The sequence below is a fragment of the Kribbella sp. NBC_01245 genome (assembly GCF_036226525.1).
Lineage (GTDB): Bacteria > Actinomycetota > Actinomycetes > Propionibacteriales > Kribbellaceae > Kribbella.
In genome coordinates this window covers 2,040,518-2,054,306 of record NZ_CP108487.1, presented here as the reverse complement: position 1 = coordinate 2,054,306, position 13,789 = coordinate 2,040,518, and the positions used below count along the sequence as shown (strand labels likewise).

Annotated in this window: 16 protein-coding genes; 11 read left to right on the top strand and 5 right to left on the bottom strand. The window is 69.2% G+C overall.

Translation table 11 applies throughout. From position 1 onward, the window contains the following. Positions 1-106 precede the first annotated feature (106 nt). The 10 genes from OG394_RS09080 (at position 107) to OG394_RS09035 (ending at position 10,146) form a co-directional block, all read left to right on the top strand. Complete coding sequence (locus OG394_RS09080) at positions 107-316, top strand: hypothetical protein (RefSeq protein WP_328994620.1); 210 nt, start codon at positions 107-109, stop codon at positions 314-316. Positions 317-330: 14 nt separating this feature from the next. Beyond that, positions 331-744, top strand: a complete 414-nt coding sequence (locus tag OG394_RS09075) for a TadE/TadG family type IV pilus assembly protein (protein WP_328994619.1) — start codon at positions 331-333, stop codon at positions 742-744. Continuing rightward, complete coding sequence (locus OG394_RS09070) at positions 744-1,202, top strand: TadE/TadG family type IV pilus assembly protein (protein WP_328994618.1); 459 nt, start codon at positions 744-746, stop codon at positions 1,200-1,202. The genes OG394_RS09075 and OG394_RS09070 overlap by 1 nt, the downstream gene beginning before the upstream one ends. After that, positions 1,195-1,920, top strand: a complete 726-nt coding sequence (locus tag OG394_RS09065) for a Tad domain-containing protein (RefSeq protein ID WP_328994617.1) — start codon at positions 1,195-1,197, stop codon at positions 1,918-1,920. The genes OG394_RS09070 and OG394_RS09065 overlap by 8 nt, the downstream gene beginning before the upstream one ends. A 145-nt stretch (positions 1,921-2,065) precedes the next feature. Beyond that, the gene (locus OG394_RS09060) at positions 2,066-2,731 is read left to right on the top strand and encodes a hypothetical protein (protein WP_328994616.1); all 666 of its coding nucleotides are present in this window, start codon (positions 2,066-2,068) and stop codon (positions 2,729-2,731) included. A 108-nt stretch (positions 2,732-2,839) separates the two neighbouring features. Further along, positions 2,840-3,760: a hypothetical protein gene (locus tag OG394_RS09055; RefSeq protein WP_328994615.1), complete on the top strand. Its 921-nt coding sequence runs from the start codon at positions 2,840-2,842 to the stop codon at positions 3,758-3,760. A 24-nt stretch (positions 3,761-3,784) separates the two neighbouring features. Continuing rightward, positions 3,785-6,778, top strand: a complete 2,994-nt coding sequence (locus OG394_RS09050; protein WP_328994614.1) for a hypothetical protein — start codon at positions 3,785-3,787, stop codon at positions 6,776-6,778. A gap of 102 nt (positions 6,779-6,880) precedes the next feature. Further along, positions 6,881-7,696: a hypothetical protein gene (locus OG394_RS09045; RefSeq protein WP_328994613.1), complete on the top strand. Its 816-nt coding sequence runs from the start codon at positions 6,881-6,883 to the stop codon at positions 7,694-7,696. Beyond that, positions 7,693-9,279 carry a DNA polymerase Y family protein gene (locus tag OG394_RS09040; RefSeq protein WP_328994612.1) on the top strand — a complete coding sequence of 529 codons (1,587 nt, stop codon included), beginning with the start codon at positions 7,693-7,695 and terminating at the stop codon, positions 9,277-9,279. Before OG394_RS09045 ends, OG394_RS09040 begins: the two co-directional genes overlap by 4 nt. A 39-nt stretch (positions 9,280-9,318) precedes the next feature. Then, the gene (locus OG394_RS09035) at positions 9,319-10,146 is read left to right on the top strand and encodes a phosphotransferase (protein WP_328994611.1); all 828 of its coding nucleotides are present in this window, start codon (positions 9,319-9,321) and stop codon (positions 10,144-10,146) included. Here OG394_RS09035 and OG394_RS09030 read toward each other — a convergent pair. The 4 genes from OG394_RS09030 to OG394_RS09015 are packed head-to-tail and all read right to left on the bottom strand — an operon-like array spanning position 10,137 to position 12,760. Continuing rightward, positions 10,137-10,550 carry a VOC family protein gene (locus OG394_RS09030; RefSeq protein WP_328994610.1) on the bottom strand — a complete coding sequence of 138 codons (414 nt, stop codon included), beginning with the start codon at positions 10,548-10,550 and terminating at the stop codon, positions 10,137-10,139. The genes OG394_RS09035 and OG394_RS09030 overlap by 10 nt on opposite strands. Continuing rightward, positions 10,547-11,170, bottom strand: a complete 624-nt coding sequence (locus tag OG394_RS09025; RefSeq protein WP_328994609.1) for a maleylpyruvate isomerase family mycothiol-dependent enzyme — start codon at positions 11,168-11,170, stop codon at positions 10,547-10,549. Before OG394_RS09025 ends, OG394_RS09030 begins: the two co-directional genes overlap by 4 nt. Positions 11,171-11,210: 40 nt before the next feature. Further along, entirely contained in the window at positions 11,211-12,422 is a 1,212-nt protein-coding gene (locus tag OG394_RS09020) for an RNA polymerase sigma factor (RefSeq protein WP_328994608.1), read from the bottom strand. After that, complete coding sequence (locus tag OG394_RS09015) at positions 12,419-12,760, bottom strand: YciI family protein (protein WP_328994606.1); 342 nt, start codon at positions 12,758-12,760, stop codon at positions 12,419-12,421. Before OG394_RS09015 ends, OG394_RS09020 begins: the two co-directional genes overlap by 4 nt. Positions 12,761-12,836: 76 nt before the next feature. Here OG394_RS09015 and OG394_RS09010 point away from each other — a divergent pair, with 76 nt between their 5' ends. Further along, a complete protein-coding gene (locus tag OG394_RS09010; RefSeq protein WP_328994604.1) occupies positions 12,837-13,394 on the top strand; it encodes a GNAT family N-acetyltransferase in 558 nt (185 codons plus the stop codon). 18 nt (positions 13,395-13,412) lie between these two features. On the opposite strand, the gene OG394_RS09005 is transcribed toward OG394_RS09010, so the two are convergent. Continuing rightward, positions 13,413-13,772, bottom strand: coding sequence for a YciI family protein (locus OG394_RS09005; RefSeq protein ID WP_328994603.1), 360 nt, complete (start codon positions 13,770-13,772; stop codon positions 13,413-13,415). Positions 13,773-13,789: the final 17 nt, after the last annotated feature.

The window sequence follows — 13,789 nt, the reverse complement described above, 5'->3', positions numbered from 1 at the left end:
CAACGCGGCGCGGCACCAGGCCCGGGTGGGCGTATCGGACCTCTTCCGGGGCATACTGAGCGCATCAGGGGTCTTGCTAGGCCCTCGAGCGTGTGAAAGGAACCGGATGAACGGCGAAGTGCAGTTCGTGCGCGCGATGGTCGGCTACGCGTTGGCGCGGGCCCATAACCAGCGGGCTCGCGGACGCGGCCAGGTCGGCGCCTCGGCGCTGGAATGGGCGATCATCTCGGCCATCCTGGTCGGCGCCGCATTGGCGATCGGCCTGGTGGTGCGACGCGTCATCACCGAGCGCACCGCCGAAATCGACCAGGGCTAAGGGACTAGGGGACGGTGCCGGGCAGAAAGCGCGACGAGCGAGGAGCGAGCGCGCTCGAACTCTCGATCATCGCGCCGATGCTGCTCGGCCTGATCTTCATGTCCGTGCAGGCCGCGCTCTGGCTGTACGGCCGTTCGGTCGCGTTGAACGCGGCCCAGGAAGGCGTTTCCCAGCTCCGGCTGATCCAGCCTGCGGTCTACACCGACGGCCTCGGCGAGCAGGTCCGGACCGAGACCCAGGGGTACGCCGCGCGTCTCGGTGGTACGGCGTTGCGCAACACCGCCGTGCCGGATCTGAAGTACAACGAGCCCGAAGGGCAGGTAGCGGTGACCGTCTCGGGCGACACCGTTTCTCTGATTCCCGGGGTCTCGTTCACCGTCAGCCGTACCGCGACCGGGCCGATCGAGCAGTTCGAGGCGGACAACTGATGCGCCGCTTCCACCTGCCCGCCGTACGACGTGCACGTGCGGGGGAGCGCGGGACGATGGCGCTGGAGCTGGCGATTCTCGCGCCGATCATGCTGATGCTGTTCATGTTCTTGATGGCCTGTGGGCGGTACTACCAGACCGCTTCGCTGCTGGAGAACGCCGCGCGGGAAGGCGCCCGGGCGGCGAGTCAGGCGCGTTCGAGCGACGACGCGGAGATCCGGCTCAACGACGCGGTGGATCGGGCGGCCGGGCAGGCGTTCCGGTCGTGTGCGGACACGGCGAGCGGGAGTATCACCAGCGGGTTCGAGCCGGGGGAGACGTTGACGGTCGAGGTGACCTGCACGATCGACTACCGCGATCTCGGGCTGCTCGGGTTGAGCGGCGATACGACCGTCTCCCGCCAGTTCAGTTCTTCGGTCGATCCCTATCGAGGCGTGCGGGATGGTTCTGATGGCTAGGCGGTTGCGGACCGAGCGGGGCTCGCTGAGTCCGGCGATCGTGATCCTGATCGTGATGATCTTCCTGCTGGCCGGGCTCGTGCTCGACGGTGGCCGGCAGCTCGGCGCGCGCTCGCGGGCGGCCGGATACGCGCAGGAGGCCGCCCGGGTCGGCGCCGCCGCGATCGACCTGAACAGTGACGAGGCCAAGATCGACGTCGCCAAGGCCGGTGACGCGATCGGCGAGTTCTGCCGTCAGGTGATGGGGAACGACCCGGCGGTGACGGGTTGCGCGCCGACGGTGCTGAACGACGAGCAGGTCCGGGTCGAGGTCGAGCTGAGCAGCAAGACGGCGTTCCTGGCAGTGGTCGGGTACACGGATTTGACGGCCAAGGGCGCGGGCGAAGCCCATGCGGAGCAGGGCATTCTCAAGTCGGACGACTCGCCGACCGTGCCGCCGCTGACGGTGATTCCGACCGACGAGAGGCCGGATGTCACGGTCAGGCCTACCGCGAATCCGCCGACGCTGGACATCCCATGCCCAGTGCGCTGGACGATCGGTTCGCCGACGCCAATCTGGACGCTGGCGCCGTTCCCGATGCCGGCCAGCTGTACGCCGAGCATCACTCCGACGCCGACTGACCCGACGGATCCGACCGAGTCCCCAAAGCCGACGGATCCCACCAAGACCCCGGGGACGTCGGTCACCCCCATCACCCCGCCCACCGGCGGCGGCTGACCCGTAACCTCTTCTTTTGCGTTCATTCGTCGGAATCCGCCCTCTCCCCTCAGCGAGCCGGTGCAGGTGCGCTGCGCTGGGAGGGCGGATTCCGACGAATGAACGCAAAAGAAGTTGCGGCAGGAGAACTGAGGAAAGGTAAGAGATGGCAGGTCGTACGCGCGTGGGCGCCGCGGTGGTGTCCGTGGCGTTGCTGCTGGGCGTTGTCGCGGGTTGCGGCGGAAACGAGCCGACCGGTGGCGCGCCGACGCCGGTCGATCCCGGTGCGGGCGGCGACCCGAGCGAGACCCCGTCGGCGTCCGCCTCTACGCCTACCGACAAGCCGTCCACGCCTACGACGACCTCGGCCACGACGACGACCGGGCCGGCTCGTCAGATCATCGTGGTGACGCACATCTTCAAGAACCAACCCGCCGTACAGGCGTTCGCCGCGGCGTACCCGATCTATTTCAAGGCCCTGGTGGACCGCGACGACGCCGTGCTGCGCAGCACCTTCCCGGCGTACTTCCATGCCGATGTCGAGGCGCAGATCGCGGTGGCGAAGAAGGCGGGCTGGGTGATGAAGCCACCGGGCAGCATCGTGTTGCGCAAGGTGGACAAGCAGGCCGACGGCAAGGTGCGGATCGGCAGTTGCCGGTCGCAACGAACCGAGTACTTCGACCCGGCCACGAAGAAGTGGATACGCAGCGCACCCAAGGGAACACCCGACGTGATCATCATGGCGCCGCATAACGGCACTTTCGTGATGTACCGCTGGATGGGTTCGAGGAATGCCGGCTTCACCTGCGCCGGGATTCCCTACCCTGCGTGATCGACGTGATCGAACCGTGAGCGGGAGGGGTTTCCTCGCCGTGCTGCAACGGGCAAAATGCCCCTGCCGGGCGATACGCTCCGATGAAGACCAGTTACAGGAGACAGCATGCGCAACCGACTAGGCCGTGGCCTGGTGGCCTTCTGCCTCGTTCTGGGGACGCTGGCGACTGTGCAGCCCGCTGCCGCGAAGGTGACCGGTAGCTACCCGGACCAGGGGTGCACCTACTACGCGAACTCCCGCGGCTTCGGCGGCTACTGTGGCGGTGGCTTCACCAGGGCACCAGTGCCTTGGCGGGACCGATTGGGTGGCAGGGTCTTTGTGCCCTGTCGCGACTTTCCGGTGCCGGACGGTATCAACCTCCCTGCTCCGCCTGAGGGCAAGACCTGGTTCATGCGGGTCCACATCGTCGACTACGACCTGAACGCCGGCTGGGGCGGTCCGAACGTCCACCTCGAGCGGGAGATCGTGCCGCTGACCCCGGAAGAGCGGGACCAGTGCCGGGATGTCGACTACATGGACCAGTTCTGGGACCGGTTCGGCACCACTTATCCGACGCCGGTCCTGCAGATCAACCCGACGTATACGCCGCGCGTCAACGTGCCGGCGTACTTCAAGCTCACGCCGGACAGCTCGGCCGTCTTCCTGGACGAGAACCTCCGGCCGATGATCGGCTTCCGCGGTGGCTGTCCGACCTGCCTGGTCCGGATGCGGGCCATCGTCGGCAAGATGGTGATCGATCCGGGTGACGGGCAGGAGAAGGTGACCTGCGAGCTGGGGCTGGAACCGCTGGAATCGGACGGATACGACGAAACCCAGGACCCGTTCCATCAGTCCAACCCCTGCAAGGTGGTTTACAAGCGTTCGAGCGCGACCCAGAAGGACGGGATGTACACGGTCAACATCAGCGTGTTCTGGGATGTCGCCCTGTGGCGCACCGACCAGAACTCGTGGTCGGACCTGGGGCGCTTCGAGGTGAAGGCAGTGCAGCGGCTTCCGGTTCAGGAAGTCCAGGCGATCGGTGGCTGACGCCGTGGCGATGGAGGAAGCACGATGGTGAGGACGACGGGTACGCCGCAGCGGGCCGCTGCCAGGTTGCCGCAGCGACCGCCGACGAGCGCGGGAGACCGGCTCAAGGGGTTCGCTTCGCTGCTGGCGATCCTGGCGATCGTCGGCGGTGTTCCGTATGTGCTGCTGACGTTCTTCGGCACACCCTGGCCGGAGCAGATGCCGAACCGCGATGTGCTGTTCGGTGAGCTGACCGCCGAGTCGGTGCTGGGCATCATCGCCTTCTTCATCTGGGTGGCGTGGGCGCATTTCCTGGTCTGCCTGGTCGCTGAGGCGATCGCCGAGCGCAAGGGACACGGGCTGTCGCCGCGCGTGCCGCTCGGTGGCGGGTCTCAGACGCTGGCGCGACGCCTGATCTCGGGTGTGGTGCTGCTCGTCGGTGCCGCCAGCGTGACCCTGCCAGTGGCCAACGCCGCGACGCTCTCGACCGTCGGCCCGCAGAACTCGATCACCGCCACCGCTGGCGGTGACTCGCGCAACGCGTACCTCGAGACCGAGGCGCCGAGCAAGGTCGACCTCGGCGGCGGGGTGAAGACCGGCGTGCGGACCAACAATGACCAGAGCGGCAAGGTCATCAAGTACACCGAGGTCCGCCCGCCCGAGGGGCGCAACTACGACTGCCTTTGGGACATCGCTGAACGGCACCTGGGCGACGGCCGTCGCTACAAGGAGATCTACGACCTCAACAAGAACAAGCTGCAGCCGGACGGTCGCCGGCTCACCAACCCGGACCTGATCCTGCCGGGCTGGCAGGTGCGCCTACCCGCGGACGCCAAGGGCTCGGGCGTGCACACCGTCAAGGTGAACGTCGAGGACAAGATCGTCGACAAGACCGCTGACAAGACGACCGACAAGAAGGTCGTCGACAAGAAGGAAGAGAAGAAGGCCGGCGAGCACCGGCAGAACCCGACCAAGACCCAGACCGACAAGCGCACCGGCGAGACCATCGAGGTGGAGAAGCCGTCCTCGGTCGAGATCGGCGACGCCTCGAAGGACCCGAAGGCCAAGGACTCCAAGCCCGTTGCGGTCAAGCCCGACAAGGTCGCGCCGCACGTGCCCGGTGACAGCGGCAACCCCGGCGGCCCGGTCGCCGGTGGCAGCAGGGTGTACGACGCGCCCGCGCCGGTGGCGACCGAGAGCGGGTTCGACCCGGTCGAGGCCGGCCTGTACGGCTTCGGCGCCACGCTGCTCGCGGCGGGCCTCGCGCTGGCGTTGAAGCGCCGTCGCGGTTGGGCGCTCGGCCCGGGCCCGAAATCCGGTAGCCACCGTCAGACCGAGGTGGACCTGCGGCTCGCCTCCGACGTGCCGACCGCCCAGTTCGTCGACAGCGCGCTGCGCCACCTCGGTGCCGCGCTCAAGCAGCAGAACCAGCCCGTGCCGGCGATTGTGGCCGCACTGGTGACGGACAAGGCACTCACGCTCGTGCTGGCTCCCACGGAGAACCCGTCCGCGCCGCCGCCCCCGTGGGGAGTCATCGCCGACGGGCGCCGGTGGGTGCTGCGCCGGGCGTATGCCCCCGAGGCCGAGATCACCGCTCCCTCGCCGTACCCCTCGCTGGTGACGGTCGGGCGGAACGCTGACCACGCGATCGTGCTGGTGGACCTCAGCCAGGCTCAGGGCATTGCCAGCTTCGGTGGTGTCGTCAACGCGGCGCGCGACGTGGTGGGTTCGCTCGCGGTCGAGCTGGCCACCAACCTGTGGTCCGAAGGCGCGCGGGTGTCGATGGTCGGGTTCGGCGACGACCTGTCCGCGCTGGCGCCCAGCCGGCTCCGGTACCGCTCCTCGCTGCACGAGGCACTTGGCGACGTAATGCGTCGTACGGACGCTCAGACCGAGGCCTGTGGGCGGTACGGCGTGGACTCCGTCACGCGGGCCCGGATCATCCACCCCGACGAGGACCTCTGGGGGGCGGAGATCCTGGTGCTGTCCGCACCGCCGTCGCCGGAAGAGGCGTACCAGCTGAACCAGCTCGCGTCCGACCCGCGTCGCAGTGTCGGCGTGCTGGTCGTCGGCGACGTGATGACCGCTCCCTGGCGGTTCGTGGTCGACGAGAAGGACAGCCTGGTCTGCCGCCTGCTCGGGCTGGAGGTCGACGCCCACCGGATCGCGCCGGAGCAGTTCGCCGATCTGGTCGCGCTGTTCAACGCGGCCGAGGCCGACGCGCGGGACAAGATCCGGCTCGAACAGGACATGCCCGCCTACGAGTACGCGGGCAATGACCTCAGCGTGGCCGCGCCGGTCGAGATCGACCTGCTCGGGCCGGTCGAGGTCGACGCCCGCGGTCAGCTGGAGGACGGCAGGCTGGAGCTGGCCACGGAGATCGCGGCCTTCCTCGCCAGCCAGGACTACGGCGTCCACCCGAACGTGCTGGTCGGTTCGATCTGGCCGCGCGGTATCAGCGACGAGCTGCGCGACGCGGCGCTGGAGCACACCCGGCGCTGGCTCGGCCCGGATGCGATGTACGCCGACGAGAGTGGCCGGTGGATGCTCAACCGGACCGTGGTGCGCGTCGACTGGGACGTCTTCCGCACGCTGACCAAGCAGGCGTCGCTGATGGACGACCCGCGTGGTCCGCTCTCGACGGCACTCGGCCTGGTGCACGGTCCGGCCTGGTCGAAGCTGCCGGCCGGGCGTTACTCCTGGCTCGCGACCTCCGGGATCGAGCGCCGGATGGCCGAGGCGGTCGTGGACGCGGCGCTCAAGCTGGCCGAGGCCTCGCTGCGCGCCAACGACGGCAACTTGGCCCGTACGGCGCTGCAGACCGGCCTGAAGTTCGACCCGGCCTCGGAGGAGTTGTGGCGGGCCACGCTGCGACTGGCGGACCACTTCGGGCAGCGCGAGGACGTCAGCGCGGTAGCGGCCCAGATGTACTCGATGCTGGCCAAGCACGGTGGGCCGCGGGGTGCCGAGCCGGAGACCGACGCGTTGGTGGACGAGTTGCTGCCGGGCTTCCGTCGGCCGCACGCGGTGGTCGCCTGATCGCCCTCCGCGTTAGTTGACATGTTCGAACAGGTGTTCGAACATGGGTGAGTGACGGCACGGGGATCGCAGCTCGGCTCTGGTGAATTTCGGGAGCCCCCGATGGACCAGGCTCGGGCCCTGCTGGCCAGGGCCCGGGAGCAACACGCCGCCCGGCTCGCCACCGCGGAGTCTGCCGCGCCGCAGGTGGCGGTGGTGCCGGGTGGGGCAGCGGTGCCGCGGCGGGTGGTGCCGGCGCCGCGGACGACTGAGACGCGGGTGCAGCAGGCGCTCGACACGGCCGCGCAGGACCGGACGTTGCCGACCTTGCCGGGCGTCTCGGAGCTGCTCCCGGGTGGTTCCCTGCGCGGCGGCGCGACGTACTCCGTCCGCGGTTCGACCTCGCTGGTGATGGCGATGATGGCCGGTCCGTCGGCCGAGGGCGCCTGGTGCGGGGTGGTCGGCCTGCCGACCTTCGGTGCGGAGGCGGCGCGCGGGCTCGGCGTCGATCTCGACCGGCTCGTGCTGGTGCCCGATCCCGAGCAGGACTGGCTGAGCGTGGTGGCCGCTCTGGTCGACGCCCTGACCGTGGTGGTGGTCCGGCCGCCCGGCGTGGTGACCCCGGGGGAGGCGTCCCGGCTGGCAGCGCGGTTGCGGTCCCGGGGCGCGGTGCTGATCTCGGTCGGCGCCTGGCCGGGAAGCGAGGCGCGGTTCGAGGTCCAGGGCACTCGGTGGACCGGGTTGCAGCCTGGGCATGGCCGGTTGCTGGCCCGGCAGGCGACGATCGCTGTCACGGGTCGTGGCTCGGCTGGTCGGCCGAATCGGCATCTGCTCTGGTTGCCAGCGGAAGACGGCTCGATCCGCTCGGTCGACCCTGTGCCGGTTTCAGGGCTTGCTCCGATAGTGGCGCCGGTTTGGCAGCAGGAGGCGGTGGGATGACGACCTCTCCCGAGACCCTGCCGGGCCGATCCCGATCCGCGCTGACCCGCACGATGGTGATCTGGTGCCCCGACTGGCCCGTCATAGCTGCCGCCGCGGCCGCCGGGCTCGCGCCGGACGCGCCCGTCGCCGTACTGCAGAAGGGCAAGGTGCTGGCCAGCTCCGCCACCGCTCGCGCCAGCGGCGTACGGCGTGGTCTGCGCACACGAGATGCGCAGTCCCGTTGTCCCGAACTGGTCGTGCTGAAGTACGACCCGGTCGTCGACACTCGCGCCTTCGACCCGGTGGTGGCGTGCCTGGAGGCGCTCACGCCCGGGGTGCAGATCATCCGCCCGGGCATGTGCGCCCTGCGGGCCCGCGGGCCGAGTCGCTTCTACGGCAGCGAGACGGCCGCCGCGGCGAAACTGCTCGACCGCCTCGAGACGTACGACGTACCGGGCGGGCGGATCGGTATCGCCGACGGCCCGTTCGCCGCGGAGCAGGCCGCCCGGACCAGTTCGCCCGAGACGCGGGTGCAGGTGGTGCCGGAGGGCGGCTCGGCTGGGTTTCTCGCTGACTTCTCCGTCGACGTGCTGGAACAGCCCGCGCTCACCGACCTGCTCCGGCGCCTCGGCCTGCGCACCCTCGGCGCCTTCGCCGGGCTGCCCGCGACCGAGGTGCTGACCCGGTTCGGCGGTGACGGCGCCTTCGCCCATCGGCTGGCCCGCGGCGATGACGACCGGCCGGTGGTGCCGCGGCAGGCGCCACCCGAACTGACCCGCACCGTCGATCTGGAACCACCGGTGGACCGGGTCGACCAGGTGGCCTTCTCGATCCGCGGTCTGGCCGATGAGTTCATCACCGGTCTGACCGGGCTCGGCCTGGTCTGCACCACCCTGCACGTCGAGATCGGCACCGAGTCGGGCCGGATCCACGACCGGGAGTGGCTGCACCCGCGCTGGTTCAGCGCCGCCGACGTGGTGGACCGGGTCCGCTGGCAACTCCAGGGCAGCGGTACGGCGACGAGCGAGCTGACCTCGGCGGTCACCCGGGTGCGGCTCATCCCGGCCGGCGTCGATCCGGTCGGTGCGCACGCCGACGGGCTGTGGGGTGGCGGGCCGGACGAGCGGATCCACCGGGCGCTGTCCCGGGTCCAGAGCATGCTCGGCCATGGTGCGGTCGCCACCGTGGTGATCGGCGGCGGCCGCGGTCCGGCCGACCGGCAGACGCTGGTCCCGTGGGGCGATAGACCCGTGCCGAAGCTGGCCCCTGACCTGCCCTGGCCGGGCAGCCTGCCCGCCCCGGCACCCGCGACGGTTTATCCCGAGCCTCGGCCCGCCCGGGTCCTCGGCCCCGACGGGCGCTCGGTCTCGGTCAGCGCGCGCGGGGTGTTGTCGGGCCACCTGTCCCACTTCAGCCCGGATCTCGATACGGACCTTCAGCCCGTCACCGCCTGGGCCGGTCCTTGGCCCGTCGACGAGCGCTGGTGGGACACCGACGCCGAAAGCCGTCTAGCCCGCTTCCAGTTGGTCGGCCCCGATGGCCGCGCCTGGCTCCTCGCCGTACGAAACGGCCACTGGTGGACCCAGGCAAGCTACGACTGACCCATACCCTTGGTCGACGCGCTGAGGACTGGAGGAGTCTTGCCAAGTTGGGATGACGGGCAGCCGGAGATACCGCTGACGGGTGGCGACGTCACCGAAGGCCTGGTGCGAGTCGGCGACACCGTGCGGCGCCCGCCGGGGGAGCAGTCCCCGTGGGTGCGGGATCTGCTGCAGCACTTGGAGAAGGCAGGATTCGAGGGCGCGCCACGGCATCTCGGGGTGGACTCCGCCGGCCGCGACGTCCTGACGTACGTCGAAGGGGAGGTCGCCGGACGCCCCTGGCCGACCTGGATCGCCGACGAGGACAGGCTGGTCTCCGTCGCCCGCCTGGTCCGTGCGTACGACGATGCGGCCGAGTCCTTCGGCATGCCGGACGCGTGGCCCGCGCCGATCGAACCACCGGGTCTGCCGCCAGGCCCTGCCGATCCGCCCCAGCTGGTCGGGCATCGCGACATCACCCCGGAGAACGTGGTCTTCCGTGACGGCAAGGCCGCGGCGTTGATCGACTTCGACCTCGCCCGGCCGACCACCCGGCTGGAAGAGGTGATGAACGTGATGCTGTGGTGGGGCCCCTTCGGTGAGGACGCGGACCTGGATCCGCGCATGCGAGGGCTGGACGTGCCGCGGCGTTGCCGGTTGATCGCCGACGCCTATGGGCTGGCCGAGTCTGACCGCGCCAAACTGCTCGCGGTGGCGATCCTGCAGAACCGGCGTGCCTGGCATCTCATGAAGCACCGCGCCGAGAAGCTCGGCGGTGGCTGGCAGCGGATGTGGGATGAAGGCGTCGGCGACAAGATCCAGCGCCGCCAGGACTGGCTCGACCGGCACGAGCACAGCATCACCGCGGCCCTGCTCAACTACGGCTGACCGAGAGCCTTGTGCGCGCCGACAGACCAGAGGTGGCCGTCGAGGTCGGCGAAGGTGGCCGAATAGCCCCACGGCTGCTGGGTCGGTGGTGAGACGGATTCGGCGCCATGGTCGAGCGCGCGCTCGAAGGCAGCATCGACCTCGGCCGCCGAAGCGACGTTGATGCTGCAGAGGCATTCGCTGACATCCTTGGCGGCGGTCTCGCGGCCTGGAGTCACCCAGCCGAAGCCGCCGGTCGGGATGAGCATCAGGTTGACGTCATCCGCGAGGGCGAACTGCAGCGGCTCAGGGATGCCATCCTCGGCGATCTCGTCGCCGACCGGCTTCAGGCCGAGAGCCGCTTGGTAGAAGGCGTACGACCTCGGCCGGTCCGCGATCGGTAGGCATAGGGCGAAGCGATTCATCGGTTCTCCTTGGTCAAGCGGGCTGCGCCTTGTAGGTGGCCGGTTGGGAGGTCGCGGCCGCAGACCGCGAGCAGTAGGTCCTGGGCGGAGCCGGTCACCAGGCGGGGGCCGGTGCCGTAGCTCCAGTCGAGGTCGTCGGCTTGAAGCCGGATCCCGGTCAGGTCGGTACCAAAGTACTTGAGGTGCTTATCCGATAGCGGTTCGAGGACAATGCGCAGCCGCTCGGCCGGCACCTTCCGGTCGAGACCTAGTGCGACCGTGATGTCGAGGCCGTGGATCACGTCGTGGGAGAGCGCCCCTTCGAGCCCGCCGCCCGGTGGCTTCCACGGATGGTTCACGTTCGCCGCCAAGCAGTCGGTCAGCTCCTTCGCCGACATCGCGGCGGCGTCCTTCCGGGCCAGCCGATCGGACATCGGGTTGAACCTGCCGCCCGACTTGGCGAGCTCCAGCAGGATGCGCGGCATGGAGTACCGGTAGGGCATGGTCATGTGCGCGACCACCTCGCGTACTCGCCAGCCTTCACACAGCGTCGGCCGGTCCCAGTCCTCGGTAGGCAACTGCCGCAGCAGCTCCGCCAGTTCCCGTCGTTCATCGGCGATGAGCTCTTTGATCTCCGTCATACCCCACCGACGAACAGGATGGGCCGAGACGGACACCTCGCTACTCGATTTCCTGGATCTTTCTGGACAGGAAGGCGCGTTCGGCGTCGGTGGACGCCTGTGCGAGCGCTTCGCGGTAGGCGGCGAGGGCCTCTGGATTCCGCCCAGCGCGGCGGAGGAGGTCGGCTCGGGTGGCAGCCAGAAGGTGGTAGCCGGCGAGGACTTCGGTCAGCTCGTCGACCAGGAGCAGCCCGGCCTCGGGCCCCTCGGCCATCCCCACCGCCACGGCCCGGTTGAGGGCGACCACCGGGGTCGGCGTGATCAAGCTCAGCCGGCGGTAGAGCTCGGCGATCTGCTTCCAGTCGGTGTCGGCGGCAGTCGCGGCTGTCGCATGGCAGGCCGCAATGGCTGCTTGGATCTGGTACGGGCCGGGTCGCCGCCTTCGCAGCACGTCGTCGAGTACGGCGACGCCTTCCGCGATCTTCTCGCCGTCCCAGCTGGCGCGGTCCTGCTCTTCGAGGGGGATGAGTACGCCGTCGCCGTCCAGCCTCGCCGTACTCCTGGCATCGTGCAGCAGCATCAGCGCGAGCAGGCCGAGTGCTTCCGGCTCGTCCGGCATCAGGTGCGCGAGGATCCGGGTCAGGCGGATCGCCTCGGCACTGAGGTTCCGGCGTACGAGGTCGGCACCGGCGCTGGCGGAGTACCCCTCGTTGAAGAGCAGGTAGAGCACGGCGAGGACGGATGGGGTTCGCTCGGGGAGGAGCTCAGCCGGTGGCATGCGGTACGGGATCGCGGCGTTCTTGATCTTCTGCTTCGCGCGCCCGAGTCGCTTGGTCATGGTCTCCGGGCTGACGAGGAAGGCGCGCGCGATCTCCGCGGTACTGAGCCCCGCGAGCGTTCTCAGCGTCAACGCGACCCGTGCCTCCATTGCCAGCGCGGGATGGCAGCAGGTGAACATCAACCGCAACCGATCATCCGGTACGGCGCTGTCGTCGACCGCTGGTTCGTCGGACATCGCTGCCACCTCCCGCAGCTTGGCAGCGCCTACCGCCGCACGGCGCAACCGATCGATCGCGCGGTTGCGGGCCGTCGTGGTCAGCCAGGCGCCGGGCCGATCGGGAATCCCGTCTTGTGGCCACCGCTCCAAGGCCGTCGCGAACGCATCCTGCGCGCATTCCTCGGCCAGGTCCCAGTCGCCGGTCATCCGGATCAAGCAGGCGACCAGCTGGCCCCACTCGTCCCGGAAAGCCCGCGCGACGGCTTCTTCGGTCACGTGATGTTGGGTTGCGGCCCGGCCAGCACCGGCCGGATCTCGATCGTGCCGTAGCGCGCGGCGGGGTGTTTCGAGGCGATCTCGATCGCTTCGTCAAGGTCGGCGCAGTCGATCAGGACGAAGCCGCCGACTTGTTCCTTGGTCTCGGCGAACGGTCCGTCGGTGAGCAGGACCTCTTGGTCGCGGACCCGGAGCGTGGTGGCGTCGGTGGGCGGCGCGAGTCCGGCGCCTCCTTCGATCACGCCCCGTTGCTCCATCTCCTCCGACCAGCCTTCGCAGCCGTCCTGAGCGTGGACGGCCGCCGATTCGTCGCCGCAGATCAGCAGTAGGTACTTCACGAGCCTCCTCCATACCCGACCGACGAACGGCCAGGCCCCATCCGGACAACTCTCTGCAGAAGCCTAAGCTGCCCCAGTGAATCTCACCCGCTCGCTGACACCGGAAGTACTGCTCAGACCTGTCGAACCCAGCGACGCCGGCACGTTTTGTGAAGCGCAGTGGCGCAGCCGTGAGCAGCTGGCGCCGTGGGAACCGAAGCGCGCGCAGGAGTGGTACGACCCCGACTTCCAGGCCGCACGGTTCCAGGACCTGCGCTCCAGTGAGAACACCGTGCCGTGGGTGCTGATGGCCGGCGACCGGCTGGTCGGGACGGCCACGTTGTCGAACATCGTTGCTCGTTCATGGCGCAGCGGTGACCTCGGCTACTGGATCGACGTCGCCGAAGTGGGGCGGGGCCTGGCTTCGGCGGCTGTTGCGGCCGTGTGTGCGATCGCCGACTCCGAGCTGCTGCTGCACCGGATCGCAGCAAGTACCAGCATCGAGAACGCAGCGTCGCAACGCGTCCTCACCAAGAACGGCTTCGAGCAGTACGGACACGCTCGCGACTATCTGCACATCAACGGCGCCTGGGGTGACAGCTACCTTTACCAGCGCATCCTCAACGACCGTGCCCCCGGCGAGCCACCCGCCTGACCACTCGTCCACGGACCCTCATTCGATCAGGTCCGGGTCGAACATGAACTTGCGGACGTCCTGCGCGCAGCGGCAGGCGACCGCGATCTTTGCGGCCCACTCCAGGGCTGCCTCCCGGGTGGGTACGTCGACGACCAGCACGCCGCCGATGAGTTCCTTGCTCTCCGGGTACGGGCCGTCGGTGACCAGTCCGTCGGTGTCCACCACGGCGTGTTCCACGTCGTCGTTCTCGTAGTCCAGCCCGCCGCCGAACAGGAGCACCCCGGCGTCCTTGGCCTCCTGGACCACCGCGTGGGCGGCCTTGCCCACCTCGGGGAAGTCCTCCGCGGGGATGTGGTCCATCGCGCCCTTCTCGAACGAGATCAAGTACCGCGTCATCTCATCACTCCTTGTCC

Coding starts and splice junctions, on each gene's coding strand:
- OG394_RS09080 (WP_328994620.1), top strand. CDS start 107: ATGAACGGCGAAGTGCAGTTCGTGCGCGCGATGGTCGGCTACGCGTTG.
- OG394_RS09070 (WP_328994618.1), top strand. CDS start 744: ATGCGCCGCTTCCACCTGCCCGCCGTACGACGTGCACGTGCGGGGGAG.
- OG394_RS09065 (WP_328994617.1), top strand. CDS start 1,195: ATGGCTAGGCGGTTGCGGACCGAGCGGGGCTCGCTGAGTCCGGCGATC.
- OG394_RS09060 (WP_328994616.1), top strand. CDS start 2,066: ATGGCAGGTCGTACGCGCGTGGGCGCCGCGGTGGTGTCCGTGGCGTTG.
- OG394_RS09055 (WP_328994615.1), top strand. CDS start 2,840: ATGCGCAACCGACTAGGCCGTGGCCTGGTGGCCTTCTGCCTCGTTCTG.
- OG394_RS09050 (WP_328994614.1), top strand. CDS start 3,785: ATGGTGAGGACGACGGGTACGCCGCAGCGGGCCGCTGCCAGGTTGCCG.
- OG394_RS09045 (WP_328994613.1), top strand. CDS start 6,881: ATGGACCAGGCTCGGGCCCTGCTGGCCAGGGCCCGGGAGCAACACGCC.
- OG394_RS09040 (WP_328994612.1), top strand. CDS start 7,693: ATGACGACCTCTCCCGAGACCCTGCCGGGCCGATCCCGATCCGCGCTG.
- OG394_RS09030 (WP_328994610.1), bottom strand. CDS start 10,550: ATGAATCGCTTCGCCCTATGCCTACCGATCGCGGACCGGCCGAGGTCG.
- OG394_RS09025 (WP_328994609.1), bottom strand. CDS start 11,170: ATGACGGAGATCAAAGAGCTCATCGCCGATGAACGACGGGAACTGGCG.
- OG394_RS09005 (WP_328994603.1), bottom strand. CDS start 13,772: ATGACGCGGTACTTGATCTCGTTCGAGAAGGGCGCGATGGACCACATC.